Genomic DNA, 19,014 nt, shown 5'->3' with positions numbered 1-19,014 from the left:
CGAACGGTTTTTCATGAATGAATTCGCTCCTGCAGAGGTTCACCTTCAAGGAAGCCTCTCATGCCTTACACACCACAGATCAGAATCCCGGCCACTTACATGCGCGGCGGCACCAGCAAAGGCGTGTTTTTCAATCTGAAGGACCTGCCCGACGTTGCACAGGTTCCTGGCCCGGCCCGTGACGCATTGCTGCTGCGGGTCATCGGCAGCCCAGATCCTTACGAAAAACAGATCGATGGCATGGGCGGTGCGACGTCCAGTACCAGCAAGACGGTCATCCTGTCGCGCAGCAGCAAGGCCGACCACGATGTCGATTACCTCTTCGGCCAGGTGTCCATCGACAAGCCTTTTGTCGACTGGAGTGGCAACTGCGGCAACCTTTCGGCTGCCGTCGGCTCGTTTGCCATCAGTCAGGGGCTGGTGGACAGCGCTCGCATTCCCCACGACGGCGTTGCGGTGGTGCGAATCTGGCAGGCCAATATCGGCAAGACCATCATTGCCCATGCGCCCATCACCGGCGGTGAGGTGCAGGAAACCGGCGACTTTGAACTCGATGGCGTGACTTTTCCGGCCGCCGAAGTGCAACTGGAGTTCTTGAACCCCGCTGCAGATGAAGAGGGCGCGGGCGGTTCGATGTTTCCTACCGGCAACCTGGTCGATGAGCTGCAGGTGCCGGGTATCGGCACGCTCAAGGCGACCATGATCAACGCCGGTATCCCCACAGTCTTCGTCAATGCCGCTGATATCGGCTATACCGGCACCGAGTTGCAGGGCGATATCAATGGCGACGCCCAGGCGCTGGCGAAATTGGAACGCATTCGGGCTCACGGCGCATTGCGCATGGGGCTGATCAAGAGCATCGACGATCCTGCGCTGCGTCAGCACACCCCCAAGGTAGCCTTCGTTGCCGGGCCTGCGGACTATCTGTCGTCCAGCGGCAAGCCGGTCAACAGACAGGATATCGACCTGCTGGTGCGGGCCGTCTCCATGGGCAAACTGCACCACGCCATGATGGGCACTGCCGCCGTGGCTATCGGCACTGCTGCGGCGATTCCGGGCACGCTGGTCAATCTTGCAGCAGGTGGCGGCGAGCGTGAGTCCGTGACGTTCGGACACCCGTCCGGCACCTTGCGCGTGGGGGCTCAGGCGCAGCAGGAAGAGGGCGAATGGAAGGTCACCAAGGCCATCATGAGCCGTAGCGCCAGGGTGTTGATGGAAGGTTGGGTGCGGGTGCCGGGCTCAGTGCTTTAACCGGTCGCGGCCAAGGCCTTTCCCGCATAAATGTTGGGAGGGGCCTTGGCCGCGACGAGCCATGTGAGCTTACTTGAAGCGCCGCTCAACCCCTTTTTCTACAAGCACCTTGGCTGAAATCTCTTCCACAGAGAAATGTGTGGAATTGATGTTCGGGATGTTTTCCCGGCGGAACAGACTTTCCACTTCGCGCACTTCGAACTCGCACTGGGCATAGCTGGAATAGCGGCTATTGGGCTTGCGCTCATGACGGATGGCCGTCAGGCGGTCCGGGTCGATGGTCAGGCCGAACAGTTTGCTGCGGTGAGCCTTGAGGGCTTCGGGCAGTTGCAGGCGCTCCATGTCGTCCTCTGTCAGCGGGTAGTTGGCGGCGCGGATACCGAACTGCATGGCCATATACAGGCAGGTCGGCGTCTTGCCGCAGCGTGAGACGCCCACCAGGATGATATCGGCCTTGTCGTAATAATGAGTGCGCGCGCCGTCGTCGTTGTCCAGGGCGAAGTTCACGGCCTCGATACGCTCCATGTAATTGGAGTTGTGACCGATGGAATGCGATTTGCCCACCGAGTAGGAGGAGTGTGAACTAAGCTCTTGCTCCAGCGGCGCAAGGAAGGTCGAGAAAATGTCGATCATGAAGCCGTTGGAGGTTGCCAGGATCTCGCGAATTTCCTGGTTGACGATGGTATCGAAGATGATCGGTCGCACCTCGTCCCTGTCGGCGGCATTGTTGATTTGTTGTACCATCGCCCGCGCCTTCTCGACGCTGTCGATATAGGGGCGCGTGAACTTGTTGAACGTAATGTTTTCAAATTGTGCCAGCAGGCTCTGGCCCAACGTTTCAGCGGTGATGCCTGTGCCGTCCGAGATGAAGAAAGCGGATCGTTTCATTTGCGCCCTTGGCCTTAAGCTGGTGACGATTCTTGGATATCATAGGCGCGCTTGCCGGCCCAGATGGCCTGCATTCTCACCTTTTTTCAAGGTTACTGCTTCAAGTCGGTCCAGAAATACCCGCTGTCACACCGCGCGTGGCTCGGGTGCATGAGCTTTTCCCAACAACAAACACAGTTAGTGGAGAGATCACCTTGGTAGAGTACGTAGTTTCCCTCGATAAGCTCGGCGTCCATGATGTGGAGCACGTGGGAGGCAAGAACGCATCCCTCGGCGAAATGATCAGCAACCTGGCAGGCGCTGGTGTTTCGGTGCCCGGTGGTTTCGCTACGACAGCCCAGGCCTACCGTGATTTCCTTGAGCAGAGCGGTCTGAACGATCAGATCCATGCAGCTCTGGACGCTCTGGATGTCGACGACGTCAATGCCCTGGCCAGAACCGGCGCACAGATTCGTCAGTGGATCATGGAGGCCGAGTTCCCCGAGAAGCTCAATGCCGAGATTCGTACGGCTTTCGCCGCCTTGTCGGCAGGCAACCCGAATCTGGCAGTGGCAGTGCGTTCTTCGGCAACGGCAGAAGACTTGCCCGATGCCTCCTTCGCAGGCCAGCAGGAAACCTTCCTCAATATCCGCGGTGTCGATAACGTCATTCGTGCGGCCAAGGAAGTTTTTGCTTCGCTCTTCAATGACCGCGCCATTTCCTACCGTGTGCATCAGGGCTTCGACCACAAGCTGGTGGCCCTGTCGGCAGGTGTTCAGCGCATGGTCCGCTCCGAAACCGGTACTGCCGGGGTGATGTTCACCCTCGATACCGAGTCGGGCTTCCGTGACGTGGTGTTCATCACCGGCGCCTACGGCCTGGGCGAAACCGTGGTGCAGGGCGCGGTCAACCCGGATGAATTCTATGTCCACAAGGACACCCTGACTGCCGGTCGCCCGGCTATCCTGCGCCGCAATCTGGGCAGCAAGGCCATCAAGATGATCTACGGCGACGAGGCCAAGGCCGGGCGTTCGGTGAAAACCGTTGATGTCGACGCTGCCGACCGTGCGCGTTTCTGTCTGACCGATGCCGAGGTCAGCGAACTGGCCAAGCAAGCGATGATCATCGAGAAGCACTACAAGGCTCCGATGGACATCGAGTGGGCCAAAGATGGCGACGACGGCAAGCTCTATATCGTTCAGGCGCGTCCTGAAACCGTGAAAAGCCGTTCCGCGGCCAATGTCATGGAGCGTTACCTGCTCAAGGAAACCGGTAATGTGCTGGTCGAGGGCCGTGCCATCGGTCAGCGCATCGGCGCGGGCAAGGTACGGATCATCAAGGACGTGTCCGAGATGGACAAGGTCCAGGCCGGCGATGTGCTGGTTTCCGATATGACCGACCCGGACTGGGAACCGGTCATGAAGCGCGCCAGTGCCATTGTCACCAACCGTGGTGGCCGTACCTGTCACGCTGCGATCATCGCTCGTGAACTGGGTATTCCGGCCGTTGTGGGTTGCGGCAATGCCACTCAACTGCTGCAGGACGGGCAGGGCGTCACCGTCTCCTGCGCCGAAGGCGATACCGGTTACATCTTCGAAGGTGAACTGGGCTTCGACATCAAGACCAACTCGGTCGATGCCATGCCTGAGCTGCCGTTCAAGATCATGATGAACGTCGGCAACCCCGATCGCGCGTTCGACTTCGCCCAGTTGCCCAATGCCGGTGTCGGTCTGGCGCGCCTGGAGTTCATCATCAACCGTATGATCGGCGTGCATCCCAAGGCGTTGCTCAACTACGCCGGCCTGCCGCCAGAGATCAAGGACAGCGTCGACAAGCGTATTGCCGGTTACAGCAATCCGGTGGATTTCTATGTCGACAAGCTGGTCGAAGGCATCAGCACCCTGGCCGCAGCGTTCACGCCGAAGAAGGTCATCGTGCGTCTGTCGGACTTCAAGTCCAACGAATACGCCAACCTGATCGGCGGCAAGCTGTACGAGCCGGAAGAAGAAAACCCGATGCTGGGTTTCCGTGGCGCTTCGCGTTACATCAGCGAGAATTTCCGCGACTGCTTCGAGCTTGAATGCCGTGCCCTCAAGCGTGTGCGCGAGGACATGGGTCTGACCAACGTCGAAATCATGGTGCCATTCGTGCGTACTCTGGGCGAGGCGAGTCAGGTCATCGAGCTGCTGGCGGCCAATGGTCTCAAGCGTGGCGAAAACGGTCTGCGCATCATCATGATGTGCGAACTGCCTTCCAACGCGATTCTGGCCGAAGAGTTCCTGGAGTACTTCGACGGTTTCTCCATCGGCTCCAACGACCTGACCCAGTTGACACTGGGCCTGGACCGAGATTCGGGTGTCATTGCGCACCTGTTCGATGAGCGTAACCCCGCGGTCAAGAAGCTGCTGTCCAATGCCATCCAGGCCTGTAACAAGGCCGGGAAATACATCGGTATTTGCGGTCAGGGCCCTTCGGACCATCCGGATCTTGCACTCTGGCTGATGGAGCAGGGCATCGAAAGCGTTTCGCTGAACCCGGACTCTGTGCTGGAAACCTGGTTCTTCCTCGCGGAGGGGCAGGCACCTGCCTGAGTTTTTTCCGATGTGATGCAATAGCGTCTTGAATCGTCTAGGGTTTCAAGCGTTTCGAGGAAGGGCGGTTTTTTCGGAAACCGCCCTTTTTCATGCAAGGCCCCAAAAGGGCAACCGAACCAGTGGTTTCACCCGTCTGTCAGAGGCGACCCGATGCCTTTGAACCATAGATAAAGAGCAATATGCAAAGCAGCAGCAATCTTTTTCCCGTTGCCTTGATCAGTGCCGAGCGCCGTGGCGATCTGGTCGAGGACGTCTATCGCTTGAAGCCTGCCAACAGCCCTGACCCCAGTGTCGAGCTGGCCGTTACCCGTCTCGGTCTGGTGGATCAGCCTGATGTGCGCGGTGTGCCGGTCATTTTGTTGCACGGCAGCTTTTCCAATCGCCGTTTCTGGTATTCCCCCAAGGGAATCGGCCTGGGGCCGTTCCTGGCACGCGCCGGTTACGATGTGTGGATTGCCGAGATGCGCGGCCATGGTCTTTCGGTCCGCAATCAGGACTATCGCCGCAATCGCGTGGCGGATTATGCCCGCTACGATCTGCCGGCCATTGCTGCGTTCGTTCGCGAGCAGAACGGGCAGGTGCCGCACTGGATCGGCCACTCCTTGGGCGGCACCACGCTGGCGGCGGCGCTGGGTGGTCAATATCTCGGGCCTGAGGGGGCGGCGTCGGCTGCGTTGTTTGGCAGCCAGATCAGTCGCACCTATTGGCCATTGAAGATTCCGCCAGTGCAGTGGACCGGGCGTCTGCTGCTCAAGCCTTTCGAGCATATTTCCGGGCCGCGCCTCAAGCGTGGGCCGGAAGACGAGCCGATTGGGGTTGTTCTGGAGAGCATGCGCTGGCACGGCCTGTTCGGGCGTTTCGGTGATCGTGACAGCAACTGGTGGGCCGGGCTGGCCAGTGTCGAAGTGCCGGTGCTGGCAGTGGCTGCGGTGGGCGATCATCAGGATCCGGTCTGGGCCTGCAAGATGCTGTTCGATCAGTTTGGCTCACAGCAACGACAGTTCCTGTGTCTTGGGCGCGAGCATGGTTTCAACGAAGACTTCGATCATGTGCGGATGCTGGTCAGCAAGGGCGCACAGCAACAGGTCTGGCCGCGAGTGCTCGACTGGCTGCAAGAGCGTTCTGCCTCCAGCGGCGAGCTTCCCCAATTACAGGAAGCGGTAGGGCAATAGCTGGTTTTGTGTTTGTATGAGAGTTGGGGCGAAAGTTGAGGTCAAAGCCACTATTCTGCCCTGAGCATTCCCATCTCTCACCGAAGGAGTTAGCCATGCATTATTCGACCCCCGATTTGTGTGATGCCTATCCGGAGCTGGTGCACGTCGTAGAACCCATGTTCAGCAGCTTCGGCGGTCGTGACTCCTTTGGTGGCGAGATCGTGACCATCAAGTGCTTTGAGGACAACTCACTGGTGAAAGACCAGGTGGCACTCGACGGCAAAGGCAAGGTTCTGGTCGTCGATGGTGGTGGCTCTCTGCGTTGTGCGCTGTTGGGCGATCTACTGGCTGACAAAGCTGCGAAAAGCGGCTGGGAAGGCTTGTTGATCTATGGCTGCATCCGCGATGTCGACGTTGTGGCGCAAACCGATCTGGGCGTGCAGGCGCTGGCCAGTCACCCGAAAAAGACCGACAAGCGCGGCATCGGTGATTTGAATGTCCCGGTGACCTTCGCCGGCGTCACTTTTCGGCCGGGCGATTACCTGTATGCCGACAATAATGGTGTGATCATTTCTCCGTCCCCTCTGAAAATGCCGGAATAAGCGAAGCAAGAATGTTCGACGAAGCAAATGCGCAGTGGGGGCTGGTTCATGCCCTCGTATTGGATGGTCAGGGCGGAGCGCGTTTCATTGCTCGAACCGAACTCGATGGTCTTCAGATGCAGCCCCATGAAAGTCTGTGGCTGCATTGGGACCGTAGTCACCCGCAGACTCATTCGTGGTTGCGCAATTCCAGTGGCCTGAGTGAGTTCGCCTGCACGCTGCTGCTCGAAGAAAATACCCGGCCGCGTCTGTTGCCCTTGCCTGATCAGGAGCTGTTGCTGTTCCTGCGGGGTGTGAACCTCAATCCGGGGGCCGAGCCTGAAGACATGGTGTCGGTGCGGATCTTCGCGGCTGCCCAGCGGGTGATCTCCTTGCGGCTGCGGCCTTTGCGGGCGACCGAAGAACTCATTGAGCAGTTGAGTGAAGGCAAAGGACCGAAGACAGCTTCCGAACTGACGCTTTATCTGGCTCAATACCTGACCGAAAAAGTGCAGGACCTGCTCGGCGATTTGACCGAGTCGGTGGATGATGAGGAAGAAAAGACCGATGCCGACGAGCGTTACAGTCCCGAGCACAGCAAGTTGCTGCAGATTCGTCGACGGGCAGCGGGACTGCGCCGTTTTCTGGCGCCTCAGCGGGATATCTTCGGCCAGTTGTCGCGTATCAAGCTGAGCTGGTTCGTGGATGACGACGCCGATTACTGGAACGAGCTGAACAACAGCCTGACCCGTTATCTGGAAGAACTCGAACTGACCCGCGAGCGCGTGGGACTGCTGCTGGAGTCCGAAGACCGGCGCCTGCGTGAGCGCATGGATCACACCATGTACCGTTTCGGGATCATCACCGGTATTTTTCTGCCCATGAGTTTTCTGACCGGCCTGCTGGGGATCAACGTCGGCGGTATTCCCGGCTCCGACAATCCTTACGGTTTTCTGCTGGCGTGCGTATTGATTGTCCTGGTAGCGGTGGGGCAGTGGTGGTTGTTCAGGCGTTTGCGCTGGTTGTGACAAATAAAATTTCAGTGCGATGTGTGACTCGCCTGAAAATGGTCACGTCTCTCACTGACATTGCGTGAGGTGCCTGATGCACGATCCCTTTGAAGAATCTTTGCGTGACATGCTCAAATCGTCATCCTCCAGCCGGGATGACGACGCTTGCCTGGGCCGTGTCCTGAAAACCGCCAACCGCCAGGTAGGTGCCGGTGTGCTGTTCGGGCTGCTTGGGCGCTGGTCCCAGGCGATGATGATTGCCCTCAATAACGGTTCCGCACACGTTTCCCCTGTTTCCCGTCGAACCCAACCTACTGCCCGTCCTGTCGATAAGGCTGATTGAACATGGAATTGGATCTCTGGACCCAGAGTCTGGTTGCTGCAATGACTGCATTGTGGACCAAAGTCGCAAACTTCATCCCTAACCTGTTCGGCGCCCTTGTGGTGGTGCTGCTGGGTTTCGTGGTCGCAAAACTGCTCGATGCACTGTTATCGAAATTGCTGGCCAAGCTGGGCCTGGATCGTCTCATGGGCGGCACCGGGCTGACCAAGCTGATCAGCCGTGCCGGCGTGAAAGTGCCTATTTCCACCCTGATCGGCAAGATCGTCTACTGGTTCGTCCTGCTGATCTTTCTGGTATCGGCGGCCGAGTCCCTTGGGCTGCAACGTGTATCGGCGACGCTGGACATGCTGGCGTTGTACCTGCCCAAGGTGTTTGGTGCGGCGCTGGTGCTGCTTGTGGGTGTATTGCTGGCGCAACTGGTCAACGGGCTGGTGCGTGGCGCTGCCGAAGGCGTCGGGGTCGATTATGCGCCCGGTCTGGGGCGAATTGCCCAGGGGCTGGTGATCATCATCAGTATTTCGGTGGCAATCAGCCAGCTTGAAGTGAAGACAGATCTGCTCAATCACGTTATCGTGATTGGTCTCCTGACCGTCGGCCTGGCCGTTGCCTTGGCACTGGGGCTGGGAAGTCGTGAAATTGCAGGTCAGATTCTGGCGGGGATTTATGTCAGAGAACTTTATCAGGTCGGCCAGCATTTGCAGGTGGGCGACATAGAGGGGCAAATCGAGGAAATCGGTACGGTCAAGACTACACTGCTGACAGACGAAGGGGAGTTGGTTTCTTTTTCCAACAAAATTCTCCTTGAGCAGAGAGTAAGCAGCCGTTAAGCGGCGAATCTGCTAATCTATGCCGCCCCAAATTGCCGGAATCCGGGCATTGGCGGACATTGAACTGACTGTCGGCACGACTCGTTTTGAATAAACCCTTACCGCTTTCGACGCGCTACGACCCACGCGAGCTCTCAGATGAGGAGCTGGTCGCGCGCGCTCACGTCGAGCTTTTCAACGTGACTCGGGCCTACGAAGAGTTAATGCGTCGTTACCAGAGAACACTTTTTAACGTCTGTGCACGTTATTTAGGGAACGATCGCGATGCTGATGATGTCTGTCAGGAAGTGATGCTTAAGGTCTTGTATGGATTGAAGAATTTCGAGGGAAAATCGAAGTTCAAAACCTGGCTCTACAGCATCACCTACAACGAGTGCATCACTCAGTACAGAAAGGAACGGCGAAAGCGTCGCTTGATGGACGCTTTGAGTCTGGACCCGCTTGAGGAAGCGTCTGAAGAGAAGACGCCCAAACCTGAAGAAAGGGGCGGACTTGATCGCTGGCTTGTGCATGTGAACCCGATCGATCGGGAGATTCTGGTGCTGCGGTTTGTCGCAGAACTTGAATTCCAGGAGATTGCAGACATCATGCACATGGGCTTAAGCGCAACGAAAATGCGCTATAAGCGGGCATTAGATAAATTACGTGAGAAATTTGCGGGCATCACCGAAACTTAACTCGGAGCAAATATCTCTAAAGAACTGGCAGGGTCTGCTAGACTTGCCGACGAATTGCCTCAGTTGTCATGGGGCTGCTTTACAATCACCAGATGGGGATTTAACGGATGAAACTGAAAAACACCTTGGGCTTGGCCATTGGTACTATCGTTGCCGCGACTTCGTTCGGCGTGCTGGCGCAAGGCCAAGGCGCAGTCGAGATCGAGGGCTTCGCCAAGAAGCAATATTTTGACAGCTCTCGCGACTTCAAAAACGACGGCAACCTGTTCGGCGGTTCGATCGGTTACTTCCTGACTGACGACGTTGAACTGCGTCTGGGCTACGACGAAGTTCACAACGCTCGTGGCGACGATGGCAAGAACATCAAGGGCTCCAACACTGCCCTGGACGCTCTGTACCACTTCAACAACCCAGGCGACATGCTGCGTCCGTACGTGTCTGCAGGTTTCTCCGATCAGAGCATCGGTCAGACTAACCGTGGTGGTCGTAACGGTTCCACCTTCGCCAACGTTGGCGGCGGTGCCAAGCTGTACTTCACCGACAACTTCTATGCTCGTGCTGGCGTTGAAGCTCAGTACAACATCGACCAAGGCGAGACCGAGTGGGCTCCTAGCGTCGGTATCGGCGTAAACTTCGGTGGCGGCAGCAAGAAAACCGAAGCTGCTCCAGTAGCTGCTCCAGTTGCTGAAGTCTGCTCCGACAGCGACAACGACGGCGTGTGCGACAACGTCGACAAGTGCCCTAACACCCCAGCCAACGTAACTGTTGACGCTGATGGCTGCCCGGCAGTTGCTGAAGTGGTTCGTGTTGAGCTGGACGTCAAGTTCGACTTCGACAAAGCTGTGGTCAAGCCTAACAGCTACGGCGACATCAAAAACCTCGCTGACTTCATGCAACAGTACCCACAAACCACCACCACTGTTGAAGGTCACACTGACTCCGTCGGTCCTGACGCTTACAACCAGAAACTGTCCGAGCGTCGCGCTAGCGCCGTTAAACAAGTTCTGGTCAACCAGTACGGTGTTGGCGCTAACCGCGTAAACTCGGTTGGTTACGGCGAAACCCGTCCAGTTGCTGACAACGCAACTGAAGCTGGCCGCGCAGTAAACCGTCGCGTAGAAGCTGAAGTTGAAGCACAAGCTAAGTAATTAGCCTGCTTTGAATGAAAAGCCCGGCTTATGCCGGGCTTTTCTTTGCCTGCGATTTGATGAACCGATATTCAATCCGTCAGTACCACAGCGCTTATCAGCCTTTTTATTTCCGGCACACATGAGCCGCACTGGGTTGCGCAACCGAGCTGTGTTTTAAGCTGGTTCAAATCCAGGCCGTTGTCTATTCCTTTCATGATTGCACTCTGGCTGACGTTCTTGCAGTTGCAGAGGATCCTGTCGCGGGCCTGAGAGGCATTTTTGCCCGGTTCCCTGCTGATCGGAGCCAGCATCCAGCGGCGCAGTTGCTCGTCTACCCGACCTTGTAGCCACAGATTCTGCAGCCAGTGCTGAGCGAGGGTTTCTCCTGCCAGGCGCAAGGCGGTGATGTGGCCGTCATCGAGGCGGATCCGCTTGCCGATGGCACGTTTGGGATCGTCGTAGGCCATGACCGGACCTTCATTGAGGCCCAGCAGGCGATCAATGTCTTCCAGCAGCGAATGCTCCGGTGCCCGGAGATTGGCTGCCCTTATCACGAGTGCAGGGCGCTCGCGACCGATCAGACCCAGGCTGACATAGGCAAATGTGTCAAACAGCGGACGAAGCGCCGTCAGGTGGCTTTGCACATCACCTTCGATCAACGCGAAGAATTGCCAGGGCAAGTCTGCTTTCTCGAGGCGTACCCCGGAATGTTTGAGTTCCGGTTGCTTGGAGAGCGGGTCAAAGGCGGGTTGAGTCAGTACGTTGATGCCGCCCTTGAGAAACCGGTCGCCCCAATGCATGGGCAGGAATGCCTGACCCGGACGAACGCCGTCATCGCTGCTGACGGGCACCACCAGATCGCCACGACGGCTATGCAGATGAACCAGGTCACCTGACTCCAGTCCATAGCGTTGCATTTCTTGTGGGTGCAGGCCCAGCATGGCTTCACTGACATGGCCAAACAGGCGGGCGGCCGTGCCGGTACGGCTCATGCCGTGCCATTGATCGCGCAGTCGGCCGGTATTGAGCGTCAGTGGATACTGCGCATCGGGCAGCTCTTTGGCGGCGACATAAGCATCGCAGACAAACTGCGCTCGACCCGAAGCCGTCGGGAATACACCGTCACTGTAGAGGCGGGCGGTACCCCCGCGAGCGCCTTGGGGGAAAGGCCATTGCTGTGGGCCGAGGCGGTCGATAAGGTCGCGGTCGATGCCGGACATATCCAGATCGCGGCCCTGTGTCAGAACCTTGTATTCATCGAATAGCTGATCAGGGCTGGTGAAGTCGAAGAGGGCAGGAGTACCGGGTCGCAGCCTGCGTTCCAGGCGTTGCGCGAAATCCACGGTGATTGCCCAGTCGGGGCGTGCCAGGCCCGGAGCGGGAATGGCCTTGCGCACGTTGGAGATGCGTCGTTCCGAGTTGGTGACGGTGCCTTCCTTTTCTCCCCAACTGGCGGCGGGCAGCAGCAGGTCGGCGAAACGTGCGGTTTCAGTGGTCTGGAAAGCTTCCTGCAATACCACGAACGGACATGTACTCAGAGCCTCTTTGATCCTTTGCTGATCGGGCAGCGATTGGGCCGGGTTGGTGCAGGCGATCCATAGCGCTTTGACCTTGCCTGTGCGCAGTTGCTCGAACAGATCTATGGCAGGCAGCCCGGGAGTGACCGGCAGCGTATCGACCCCCCAGTATTCGGCGACCTCGGCGCGATGCTCGGCATTGGCGGCTTCGCGATGGCCTGGCAGCAGGTTGGACAGGCTGCCGGTTTCACGGCCGCCCATGGCGTTGGGCTGGCCAGTGAGCGAGAAGGGGCCTGCGCCGGGGCGGCCGATCTGGCCGGTGGCCAGATGCAGGTTGATCAACGCGCTGTTCTTGGCGCTACCGGCTGTGGACTGGTTCAACCCCATGCACCAGAGCGACAGGAAGCCAGGAGCCAGGCCAATCCAGCGGGCGCAGGCGCGCAGGTCTTCGATGGAGATACCGCAGGTTTCGGCGACGGTCTCTGGCGGGTAGTTCCGAACCAGGTTTTCCAGTTCTGCATAGCCTTGGGTGTGGGCGTCGATGAAGCTGCGATCGGTGAAGCCTTCGTTAATCAGCAGATGCAGGATGCCGTGAAACAGCGCAACGTCAGTGCCTGGCTGAATGGCCAGGTGCAAGTCCGCCAGTTCACAGGTATCTGTGCGCCTGGGGTCTATCACGATGATTTTCATCTCGGGCCGACGGTTCCTGGCTTCTTCCAGTCGTCGGAACAGGACCGGGTGGGCGTAGGCCATATTGCTGCCGACAATCATCACGCAATCGCTCAGCTCGATGTCTTCGTAACTGCACGGCGGCGCATCGGCGCCCAGGCTGCGCTTGTAGCCCACCACGGCCGAAGACATGCACAGCCGGGAATTGCTGTCGATGTTATTGGTGCCCACCAGTGCCCTGGCCAGCTTGTTGAAGGCGTAGTAATCCTCGGTCAGCAATTGCCCCGAAATATAGAACGCCACACTGTCGGGGCCGTGCTCCTTGATGGTATCGGCGAAGACATTCGCGGCATGTTCCAGAGCCGTATCCCAGTCGGTGTTGCTGCGGGCCAGGCTTTTGCTCAGGCGCAGTTGAGGATGAAGCGCCCGTGCCGACAGGTCGCCGGTCAGGTGCAGGGTCGAGCCTTTGCTGCACAGCTTGCCGAAGTTGGCCGGATGTTGCGGGTCGCCACTGACTCCGAGAATGTTCTGTCCGTCATGTTCGATCAGCACGCCGCAGCCAACGCCGCAGTAGCAGCAGGTGGAGGCAGTGATCTGTGTGGTCTGGGTCGGGACTTCTATCATGCGCATGCCGCCTCGTCGGTAGTCTGTTCGCCGAACATCAGGTGATTGCGGATGGTATCGATCCCGCGGTTTTCCCGGATCTGTTGCAGGTACCAGCTGCCGTCGGCGGTATCGCCATACAGGCAGGCACCGACCAGCACGTCATTCTTGATGACCAGTTTTTTGTAGACGCCGCCCAAAGGGTCGCAGAGGGTGATGCTTTCGGTGCCTTCGCCCCCCAGAAAATCGCCGGCAGAGAACAGGTCGATGCCGGTGACCTTGAGTTTGGTCGAGGTCACCGAGCCCGGATAGCGGGCGAAACCCAGCTGAGCAAGGTGATTGGCACAGACCCGGGCTTGCTCGAACAGTGGTGCAACCAAACCATAGGCGATACCGCGATGGCTGGCGCATTCGCCGATGGCATAGACCCGTGGGTCGTAGGTCTGCAGGGTGTCGTTGACCAGAATGCCCCGGTCGCAGGGCAGGCCTGATTGTGCGGCCAGTTCCATGTTGGGGCGAATGCCTGCGGCCATGACCACCAGATCGGCATCAATCACCGCGCCGCCCTTGAATTGCACGGCTTGAACCTGACCCTGCTCATCGCCGAGAAAGGCCTCGGTCTGCTCGTTGAGGCGAAACGCCAGGCCGCGCCGCTCCAGTGCCGCTTGCAGCATCTGGCCGCTGGTCTTGTCCAGTTGCCGCTCCAGCAGCCATTTGCCGTTGTGGATCACCGTTACGTCCATGCCGCGCAACTTGAGGCCATTGGCCGCTTCCAGTCCCAGCAGGCCGCCACCGATGACCACGGCACGTCGGTGAGTAGTTGCCGTATCGATCATCAGTCGGGTATCGGCGATGTCGCGGTAGCCGATCACGCCTTTGAGGGTATTGCCGGGGACTGGCAGCACGAACGGGCGTGAGCCGGTGGCGATCAGCAAGCGGTCATAAGGGGCCTGGGTGCCATCCTCGGCCGTCACGATGCGCCGGAAGCGGTCGATTTTTACTACCCGACGGTTGAGCAGCAACTGGATATTGTGTTCTTTGTACCAATTCAGGTCGTTGAGCACGATATCATCGAAGGTCTGCTCGCCGGCCAGTACTGGCGACAGCAGTATCCGGTTGTAGTTGGGGTGCGGTTCGGCGCCGAATACGGTGATTTCGTAGAGGTCTTCGTTCAACTTCAACAGTTCTTCAAGGGTGCGAACCCCGGCCATTCCATTGCCGATCATTACCAGTCTGAGTTTCGCCATGTCGCCTCCGAGGTCACGGCAGGGCCGTGCTCGATAAATTCTGCGCAAACAAAAAAGGCGTCTCGCCAGTTACCTGACGAGGACGCCTTTGTCCGGTCCCGTTCTCTCGGGAAGTGCAGCCCTCGTCGTTGAGGGGTGCAGTCTTGTGAATTACATGCAGGCGTTCATGCAGCGGTTGTGCCAAGTTGCAGGCAAGCCTGTCTGCGGGGCATTGAGGTGGATGCCGTGGCGGTTTGTGCACTGCCGTGAAGCGTTGCGCACAGATGGAGGGCGCAAAAGCACGAAATGCAAGCTTGCCTCGCGCCGGGTGCGGCACATGTCTATAATCGCGCCCTGAATTCAGCTTCCCACGAGCCTTGCCCGCCCATGTATAACCTGGCCCGCCAGTTACTCTTCAAACTTTCCCCGGAAACCTCCCACGACCTGTCGCTGGACTTGATCGGTGCCGGTGGTCGGCTGGGCCTCAATGGCCTGTTGAGCAAGGCGCCTGCGAAGTTGCCGGTCACGGTCATGGGGCTGGAGTTTCCGAATCCGGTAGGGCTGGCAGCCGGGCTGGACAAGAACGGTGCGGCCATCGACGGTTTTGCGCAGTTGGGTTTTGGCTTTGTCGAGATCGGCACCGTGACGCCGCGTCCACAGCCGGGCAATCCCAAACCGCGTATTTTCCGCCTGCCCGATGCCGAAGCGATCATCAACCGCATGGGTTTCAACAACCTTGGCGTGGACAACCTCGTTTCCCGGGTTCAGGCCGCGAAATACAAGGGCATCCTGGGCATCAATATCGGCAAGAACTTCGATACGCCTGTGGAACGCGCTGTCGATGACTACCTGATCTGTCTGGACAAGGTCTATGCCCACGCCAGTTATGTCACCGTCAATGTCAGCTCGCCCAATACGCCAGGCCTGCGCAGCCTGCAGTTTGGCGACTCCCTCAAGCAATTGCTGGAGGCGTTGAGCCTGCGTCAGCAGGAACTGACGCAATTGCATGGCAAGCGTGTGCCGCTGGCGATCAAGATCGCGCCTGACATGACCGACGAAGAAACCGTGCTGGTTGCTACGGCCCTGATCGAGTCCGGCATGGATGCGGTCATCGCCACCAACACCACGCTCAGCCGCGAAGGTGTCGAAGGTCTGGCTCATGCTGACGAAGCAGGCGGTCTGTCCGGTGCGCCCGTCCGGGAGAAGAGCACTCATACCGTCAAGGTGCTGGCTGGCGAGCTGGCAGGGCGTATGCCGATCATTGCGGCAGGTGGTATCACCGAAGGCCGGCATGCCGCCGAGAAAATTGCTGCCGGTGCGAGTCTGGTGCAGGTGTATTCGGGGTTCATCTACAAGGGGCCGGCGCTTATCCGTGAATCGGTGGATGCGATTGCGGCCATGCCTCGCGGCTGATTGCAGGGCGAAAAAAAGGGGCTCCCTGAGGAGCCCCTGGGCCGCAGCCCGCCGCCCGGATGGGGCGTGCATGGTATAGGTGTAAAAGTCAGTAGAAAGTTTGATGGACTGGCCGGAGGCTACCTTATCCGACCGCGTGAAGTTCGTTGAGTCTGTGGATTCCCGCAGTGCCGGTCATACCGTCCCAGTTGTCGCCACGTCCTTCTCGCCAACCATTGATCCATGCCTGGCGTACTGACGGTAGAGTAAAAGGGCAAAGCTCACGGGATTTACCAGTAACGCCGTATTGATATCCGCGCAAAAATGCTCTTTCCAACGGATCACGCTTAAGTCTTCTCATAGGGTATTGCCCTCGTCTGTTGACTGTTATATCCCTGAAGACCTCTGTCGAGGTCGGGCAGAATTTTCTGCCGTTGGTGCCCGCTGCCGGCGTCGCGGGCCTGAGTGTCATTACCGTTGCAGTGATGACCTGTGGTGAGTTCTAACCAAAGCGCGAGACGGTGTGAATGATCGTTTTGTCATAAGCACGTCACATTTAGGTCTGTAGAGCGATAAGCAAGAAGGTGTTTCAAATTTGATTCATGTCCCAACCCTGCTGAGGCGCGGGTTTCAGGCAGGAGTGAGACAAGCTCGCAAATGCGAGTAATGGCTTAGTGCATTTAGTGAAAATTCGACGAAGGGTCGGTATGTGACTTTTTATTACCTACGTCCTAGGGTCCAATATTCACTTTTCATCGTTACAAGACTGCCGTAATGACATGACAGGTTCATACGGTGGATCGGCACAAATTGGGTGCCACGCAGACGTTCTCCCTGAAAGACGTCTGTTTTAAATCTGGTCGGGCAATGCGTTGCCCGCCGCTGACGGCTCAGGCCCTGGAATACTCATGTCGGATCGCTACGAACTTTTCCTCACTTGCCCCAAAGGCCTCGAAGGCCTGCTTGCCGAGGAAGCCACTGCGCTTGGCCTTCAGGAAACACGCGAACACACCTCAGCCATCCGCGGTACGGCCGACATGGAAACCGCCTATCGGCTGTGCCTGTGGTCCCGCCTGGCGAACCGGGTGCTGCTGGTACTCAAGCGTTTTCCGATGAAAAATGCCGACGACCTTTACGAAGGCGTACTGCATGTCGACTGGCAGGATCATCTGGAAGCCGATGGCACCGTGGCTGTGGAATTCAGTGGTCATGGTTCGGGCATCGACAACACCCATTTCGGTGCGTTGAAGGTCAAGGACGCGATCGTCGACAAGCTGCGCACTTCCGATGGCCTGCGTCCTTCAGTGGACAAGATCAATCCTGACCTGCGGGTGCACCTGCGTCTGGACCGTGGCGAGGCCATCCTGTCCCTGGACCTGTCCGGCCACAGCCTGCATCAGCGTGGTTATCGACTGCAGCAGGGCGCCGCTCCGCTCAAGGAAAACCTGGCAGCGGCGATCCTGATCCGCTCCGGCTGGCCACGCATTGCTGCCGAAGGTGGCGCGCTGGCTGACCCCATGTGTGGTGTCGGCACTTTCCTGGTGGAAGCCGGCATGATCGCCGCCGATATCGCGCCCAACCTCAAGCGCGAGCGTTGGGGGTTCTCGGCCTGGCTCGGCCACGTCCCGGCGCTGTGGCGCAAGCTGCACGATGAAGCTCTGGCGCGTGCTCAGGCAGGCCTGGCCAGGCCGCCGCTGTGGATTCGTGGCTATGAAGCCGATCCGCGTCTCATCCAGCCGGGTCGCAACAACATCGAGCGGGCAGGCTTGAGCGACTGGATCAAGGTTTATCAGGGCGAAGTGGCGACGTTCGAGCCGCGTCCGGATCAGAACCAGAAAGGTCTGGTGATCTGTAACCCTCCCTACGGTGAGCGCCTGGGCGACGAGGCGAGTCTGCTGTATCTCTATCAGAATCTGGGTGAGCGCCTGCGTCAGGCGTGTCTCAACTGGGAAGCGGCAGTGTTCACCGGCGCGCCTGATCTGGGCAAGCGCATGGGTATTCGCAGCCACAAGCAGTATTCCTTCTGGAACGGCGCCTTGCCTTGCAAGCTGTTGCTCATCAAGGTCCTGCCGGATCAGTTCGTCACCGGCGAGCGTCGTACGCCCGAGCAGCGCCAGATCGAGCGCGAGACACAGGTTGAAGAGCCGGTCGAAAGAAAGCTCAACAAGAATGGCAATCCGATCAAGCCGGCTCCGGTTGTGGTCGAGCAGGCACGCTTGAGCGAAGGCGGGCAGATGTTCGCCAATCGTCTGCAAAAGAACCTCAAGCAGATGAGCAAATGGGTGCGTCGCGAAGGCATCGACTGCTATCGCGTGTACGACGCCGACATGCCCGAATATTCCCTGGCCATCGATCTGTACCATGACTGGGTTCACGTTCAGGAATATGCCGCGCCTAAATCCGTCGACCCGGAAAAAGCCTCGGCACGTCTGTTCGATGCACTGGCAGCGATTCCTCAGGCCTTGAACATCGACAAGAGCCGTGTAGTGATCAAGCGTCGCGAGCGTCAGAGCGGCACCAAGCAATATGAGCGTCAAAGTGCTCAGGGTCAGTTCCAGGAAGTCAGCGAAGGCGGGGTCAAGCTGCTGGTTAACCTGACCGATTATCTGGATACCGGTCTGTTTCTCGATCATCGACCGATGCGCATGCGCATTCAGCGCGAGGCTGCGGGCAAACGCTTCCTCAACCTGTTTTCCTACACGGCCACGGCCAGCGTTCACGCTGCCAAGGGCGGGGCGCGCAGTACCACCAGTGTCGACCTTTCCAAGACTTACCTGGACTGGGCGCGGCGTAATCTGTCGCTCAATGGTTTCTCCGACAAGAACCGTCTGGAGCAGGGCGATGTGATGGCCTGGCTGCAGGCATGCCGTGAAGAGTACGACCTGATCTTCATCGATCCGCCAACGTTCTCGAACTCCAAGCGTATGGAAGGGATCTTCGATGTGCAGCGCGATCAGGTCGAGTTGATCGATCTGGCCATGGCACGTCTGGCACCGGGTGGCGTGCTGTATTTTTCGAACAACTTCCGCAAGTTTGCGCTGGACGAGAATCTTGCCCAGCGCTATGCGGTCGAAGAAATCACCGCCCAGACCATTGATCAGGATTTTGCGCGCAACAGCAAGATCCACCGTGCCTGGAAGATCACGACGCGCGTGAACTGATTCTCTTTATTC

At 58.3% G+C, this 19,014-nt stretch carries 15 protein-coding genes and 1 pseudogene; 12 read left to right on the top strand and 4 right to left on the bottom strand.

What is annotated here, in order from left to right; genetic code table 11:
* The first annotated feature begins 60 nt into the window (after positions 1 to 60).
* Complete coding sequence (gene prpF, locus KGD89_RS14860) at positions 61 to 1,251, top strand: 2-methylaconitate cis-trans isomerase PrpF (protein WP_025260557.1); 1,191 nt, start codon at positions 61 to 63, stop codon at positions 1,249 to 1,251.
* A gap of 69 nt (positions 1,252 to 1,320) precedes the next feature.
* On the opposite strand, the gene ppsR is transcribed toward prpF, so the two are convergent.
* Entirely contained in the window at positions 1,321 to 2,139 is an 819-nt protein-coding gene (gene ppsR / locus KGD89_RS14855; protein WP_025260556.1) for a posphoenolpyruvate synthetase regulatory kinase/phosphorylase PpsR, read from the bottom strand.
* A 194-nt stretch (positions 2,140 to 2,333) separates the two neighbouring features.
* Between ppsR and ppsA the strand changes: the two genes are divergently transcribed.
* The 8 genes from ppsA (at position 2,334) to KGD89_RS14815 (ending at position 10,452) form a co-directional block, all read left to right on the top strand.
* Positions 2,334 to 4,709, top strand: a complete 2,376-nt coding sequence (gene ppsA / locus KGD89_RS14850; RefSeq protein ID WP_025260555.1) for a phosphoenolpyruvate synthase — start codon at positions 2,334 to 2,336, stop codon at positions 4,707 to 4,709.
* A 182-nt stretch (positions 4,710 to 4,891) separates the two neighbouring features.
* Entirely contained in the window at positions 4,892 to 5,884 is a 993-nt protein-coding gene (locus KGD89_RS14845) for an alpha/beta fold hydrolase (protein WP_025260554.1), read from the top strand.
* A 95-nt stretch (positions 5,885 to 5,979) separates the two neighbouring features.
* On the top strand, positions 5,980 to 6,468 hold the full coding sequence (gene rraA, locus KGD89_RS14840; protein ID WP_025260553.1) for a ribonuclease E activity regulator RraA: 489 nt from the start codon (positions 5,980 to 5,982) through the stop codon (positions 6,466 to 6,468).
* An 11-nt stretch (positions 6,469 to 6,479) separates the two neighbouring features.
* Positions 6,480 to 7,475, top strand: coding sequence for a zinc transporter ZntB (locus tag KGD89_RS14835; RefSeq protein WP_025260552.1), 996 nt, complete (start codon positions 6,480 to 6,482; stop codon positions 7,473 to 7,475).
* A 76-nt stretch (positions 7,476 to 7,551) separates the two neighbouring features.
* A complete protein-coding gene (locus tag KGD89_RS14830) occupies positions 7,552 to 7,800 on the top strand; it encodes a hypothetical protein (protein WP_025260551.1) in 249 nt (82 codons plus the stop codon).
* A gap of 2 nt (positions 7,801 to 7,802) precedes the next feature.
* Positions 7,803 to 8,627 carry a mechanosensitive ion channel family protein gene (locus KGD89_RS14825; protein WP_025260550.1) on the top strand — a complete coding sequence of 275 codons (825 nt, stop codon included), beginning with the start codon at positions 7,803 to 7,805 and terminating at the stop codon, positions 8,625 to 8,627.
* Between the two features lie 86 nt (positions 8,628 to 8,713).
* A complete protein-coding gene (sigX, locus tag KGD89_RS14820; RefSeq protein WP_025260549.1) occupies positions 8,714 to 9,304 on the top strand; it encodes an RNA polymerase sigma factor SigX in 591 nt (196 codons plus the stop codon).
* Positions 9,305 to 9,411: 107 nt separating this feature from the next.
* Complete coding sequence (locus KGD89_RS14815) at positions 9,412 to 10,452, top strand: OmpA family protein (protein ID WP_025260548.1); 1,041 nt, start codon at positions 9,412 to 9,414, stop codon at positions 10,450 to 10,452.
* 71 nt (positions 10,453 to 10,523) lie between these two features.
* On the opposite strand, the gene KGD89_RS14810 is transcribed toward KGD89_RS14815, so the two are convergent.
* Both KGD89_RS14810 and KGD89_RS14805 read right to left on the bottom strand, forming a co-directional pair.
* The gene (locus KGD89_RS14810) at positions 10,524 to 13,244 is read right to left on the bottom strand and encodes a nitrate reductase (protein ID WP_025260547.1); all 2,721 of its coding nucleotides are present in this window, start codon (positions 13,242 to 13,244) and stop codon (positions 10,524 to 10,526) included.
* 26 nt (positions 13,245 to 13,270) lie between these two features.
* Positions 13,271 to 14,470 (bottom strand): annotated as a pseudogene (locus KGD89_RS14805) (NAD(P)/FAD-dependent oxidoreductase); the annotation flags it as partial.
* Between the two features lie 366 nt (positions 14,471 to 14,836).
* Here KGD89_RS14805 and KGD89_RS14800 point away from each other — a divergent pair.
* Positions 14,837 to 15,862 (top strand): quinone-dependent dihydroorotate dehydrogenase, encoded by a 1,026-nt coding sequence (locus KGD89_RS14800; protein WP_025260545.1) that lies wholly within the window; start codon positions 14,837 to 14,839, stop codon positions 15,860 to 15,862.
* A 124-nt stretch (positions 15,863 to 15,986) separates the two neighbouring features.
* On the opposite strand, the gene rmf is transcribed toward KGD89_RS14800, so the two are convergent.
* Complete coding sequence (gene rmf / locus KGD89_RS14795; RefSeq protein ID WP_074569014.1) at positions 15,987 to 16,202, bottom strand: ribosome modulation factor; 216 nt, start codon at positions 16,200 to 16,202, stop codon at positions 15,987 to 15,989.
* Positions 16,203 to 16,221: 19 nt separating this feature from the next.
* On the opposite strand from rmf, the gene KGD89_RS26155 reads away from it, so the two are divergent.
* Both KGD89_RS26155 and rlmKL read left to right on the top strand, forming a co-directional pair.
* Positions 16,222 to 16,347 (top strand): hypothetical protein, encoded by a 126-nt coding sequence (locus KGD89_RS26155; RefSeq protein ID WP_256327111.1) that lies wholly within the window; start codon positions 16,222 to 16,224, stop codon positions 16,345 to 16,347.
* 402 nt (positions 16,348 to 16,749) lie between these two features.
* Complete coding sequence (gene rlmKL / locus KGD89_RS14790) at positions 16,750 to 19,002, top strand: bifunctional 23S rRNA (guanine(2069)-N(7))-methyltransferase RlmK/23S rRNA (guanine(2445)-N(2))-methyltransferase RlmL (RefSeq protein ID WP_025260544.1); 2,253 nt, start codon at positions 16,750 to 16,752, stop codon at positions 19,000 to 19,002.
* The last annotated feature ends 12 nt before the right edge of the window (positions 19,003 to 19,014 follow it).

Origin of the sequence: Pseudomonas cichorii, assembly GCF_018343775.1 — a bacterium.
Lineage (GTDB): Bacteria > Pseudomonadota > Gammaproteobacteria > Pseudomonadales > Pseudomonadaceae > Aquipseudomonas > Aquipseudomonas cichorii.
The sequence above is the reverse complement of the archived record's forward strand: the minus strand, read 5'-3'. Positions and strand labels throughout refer to the sequence as shown.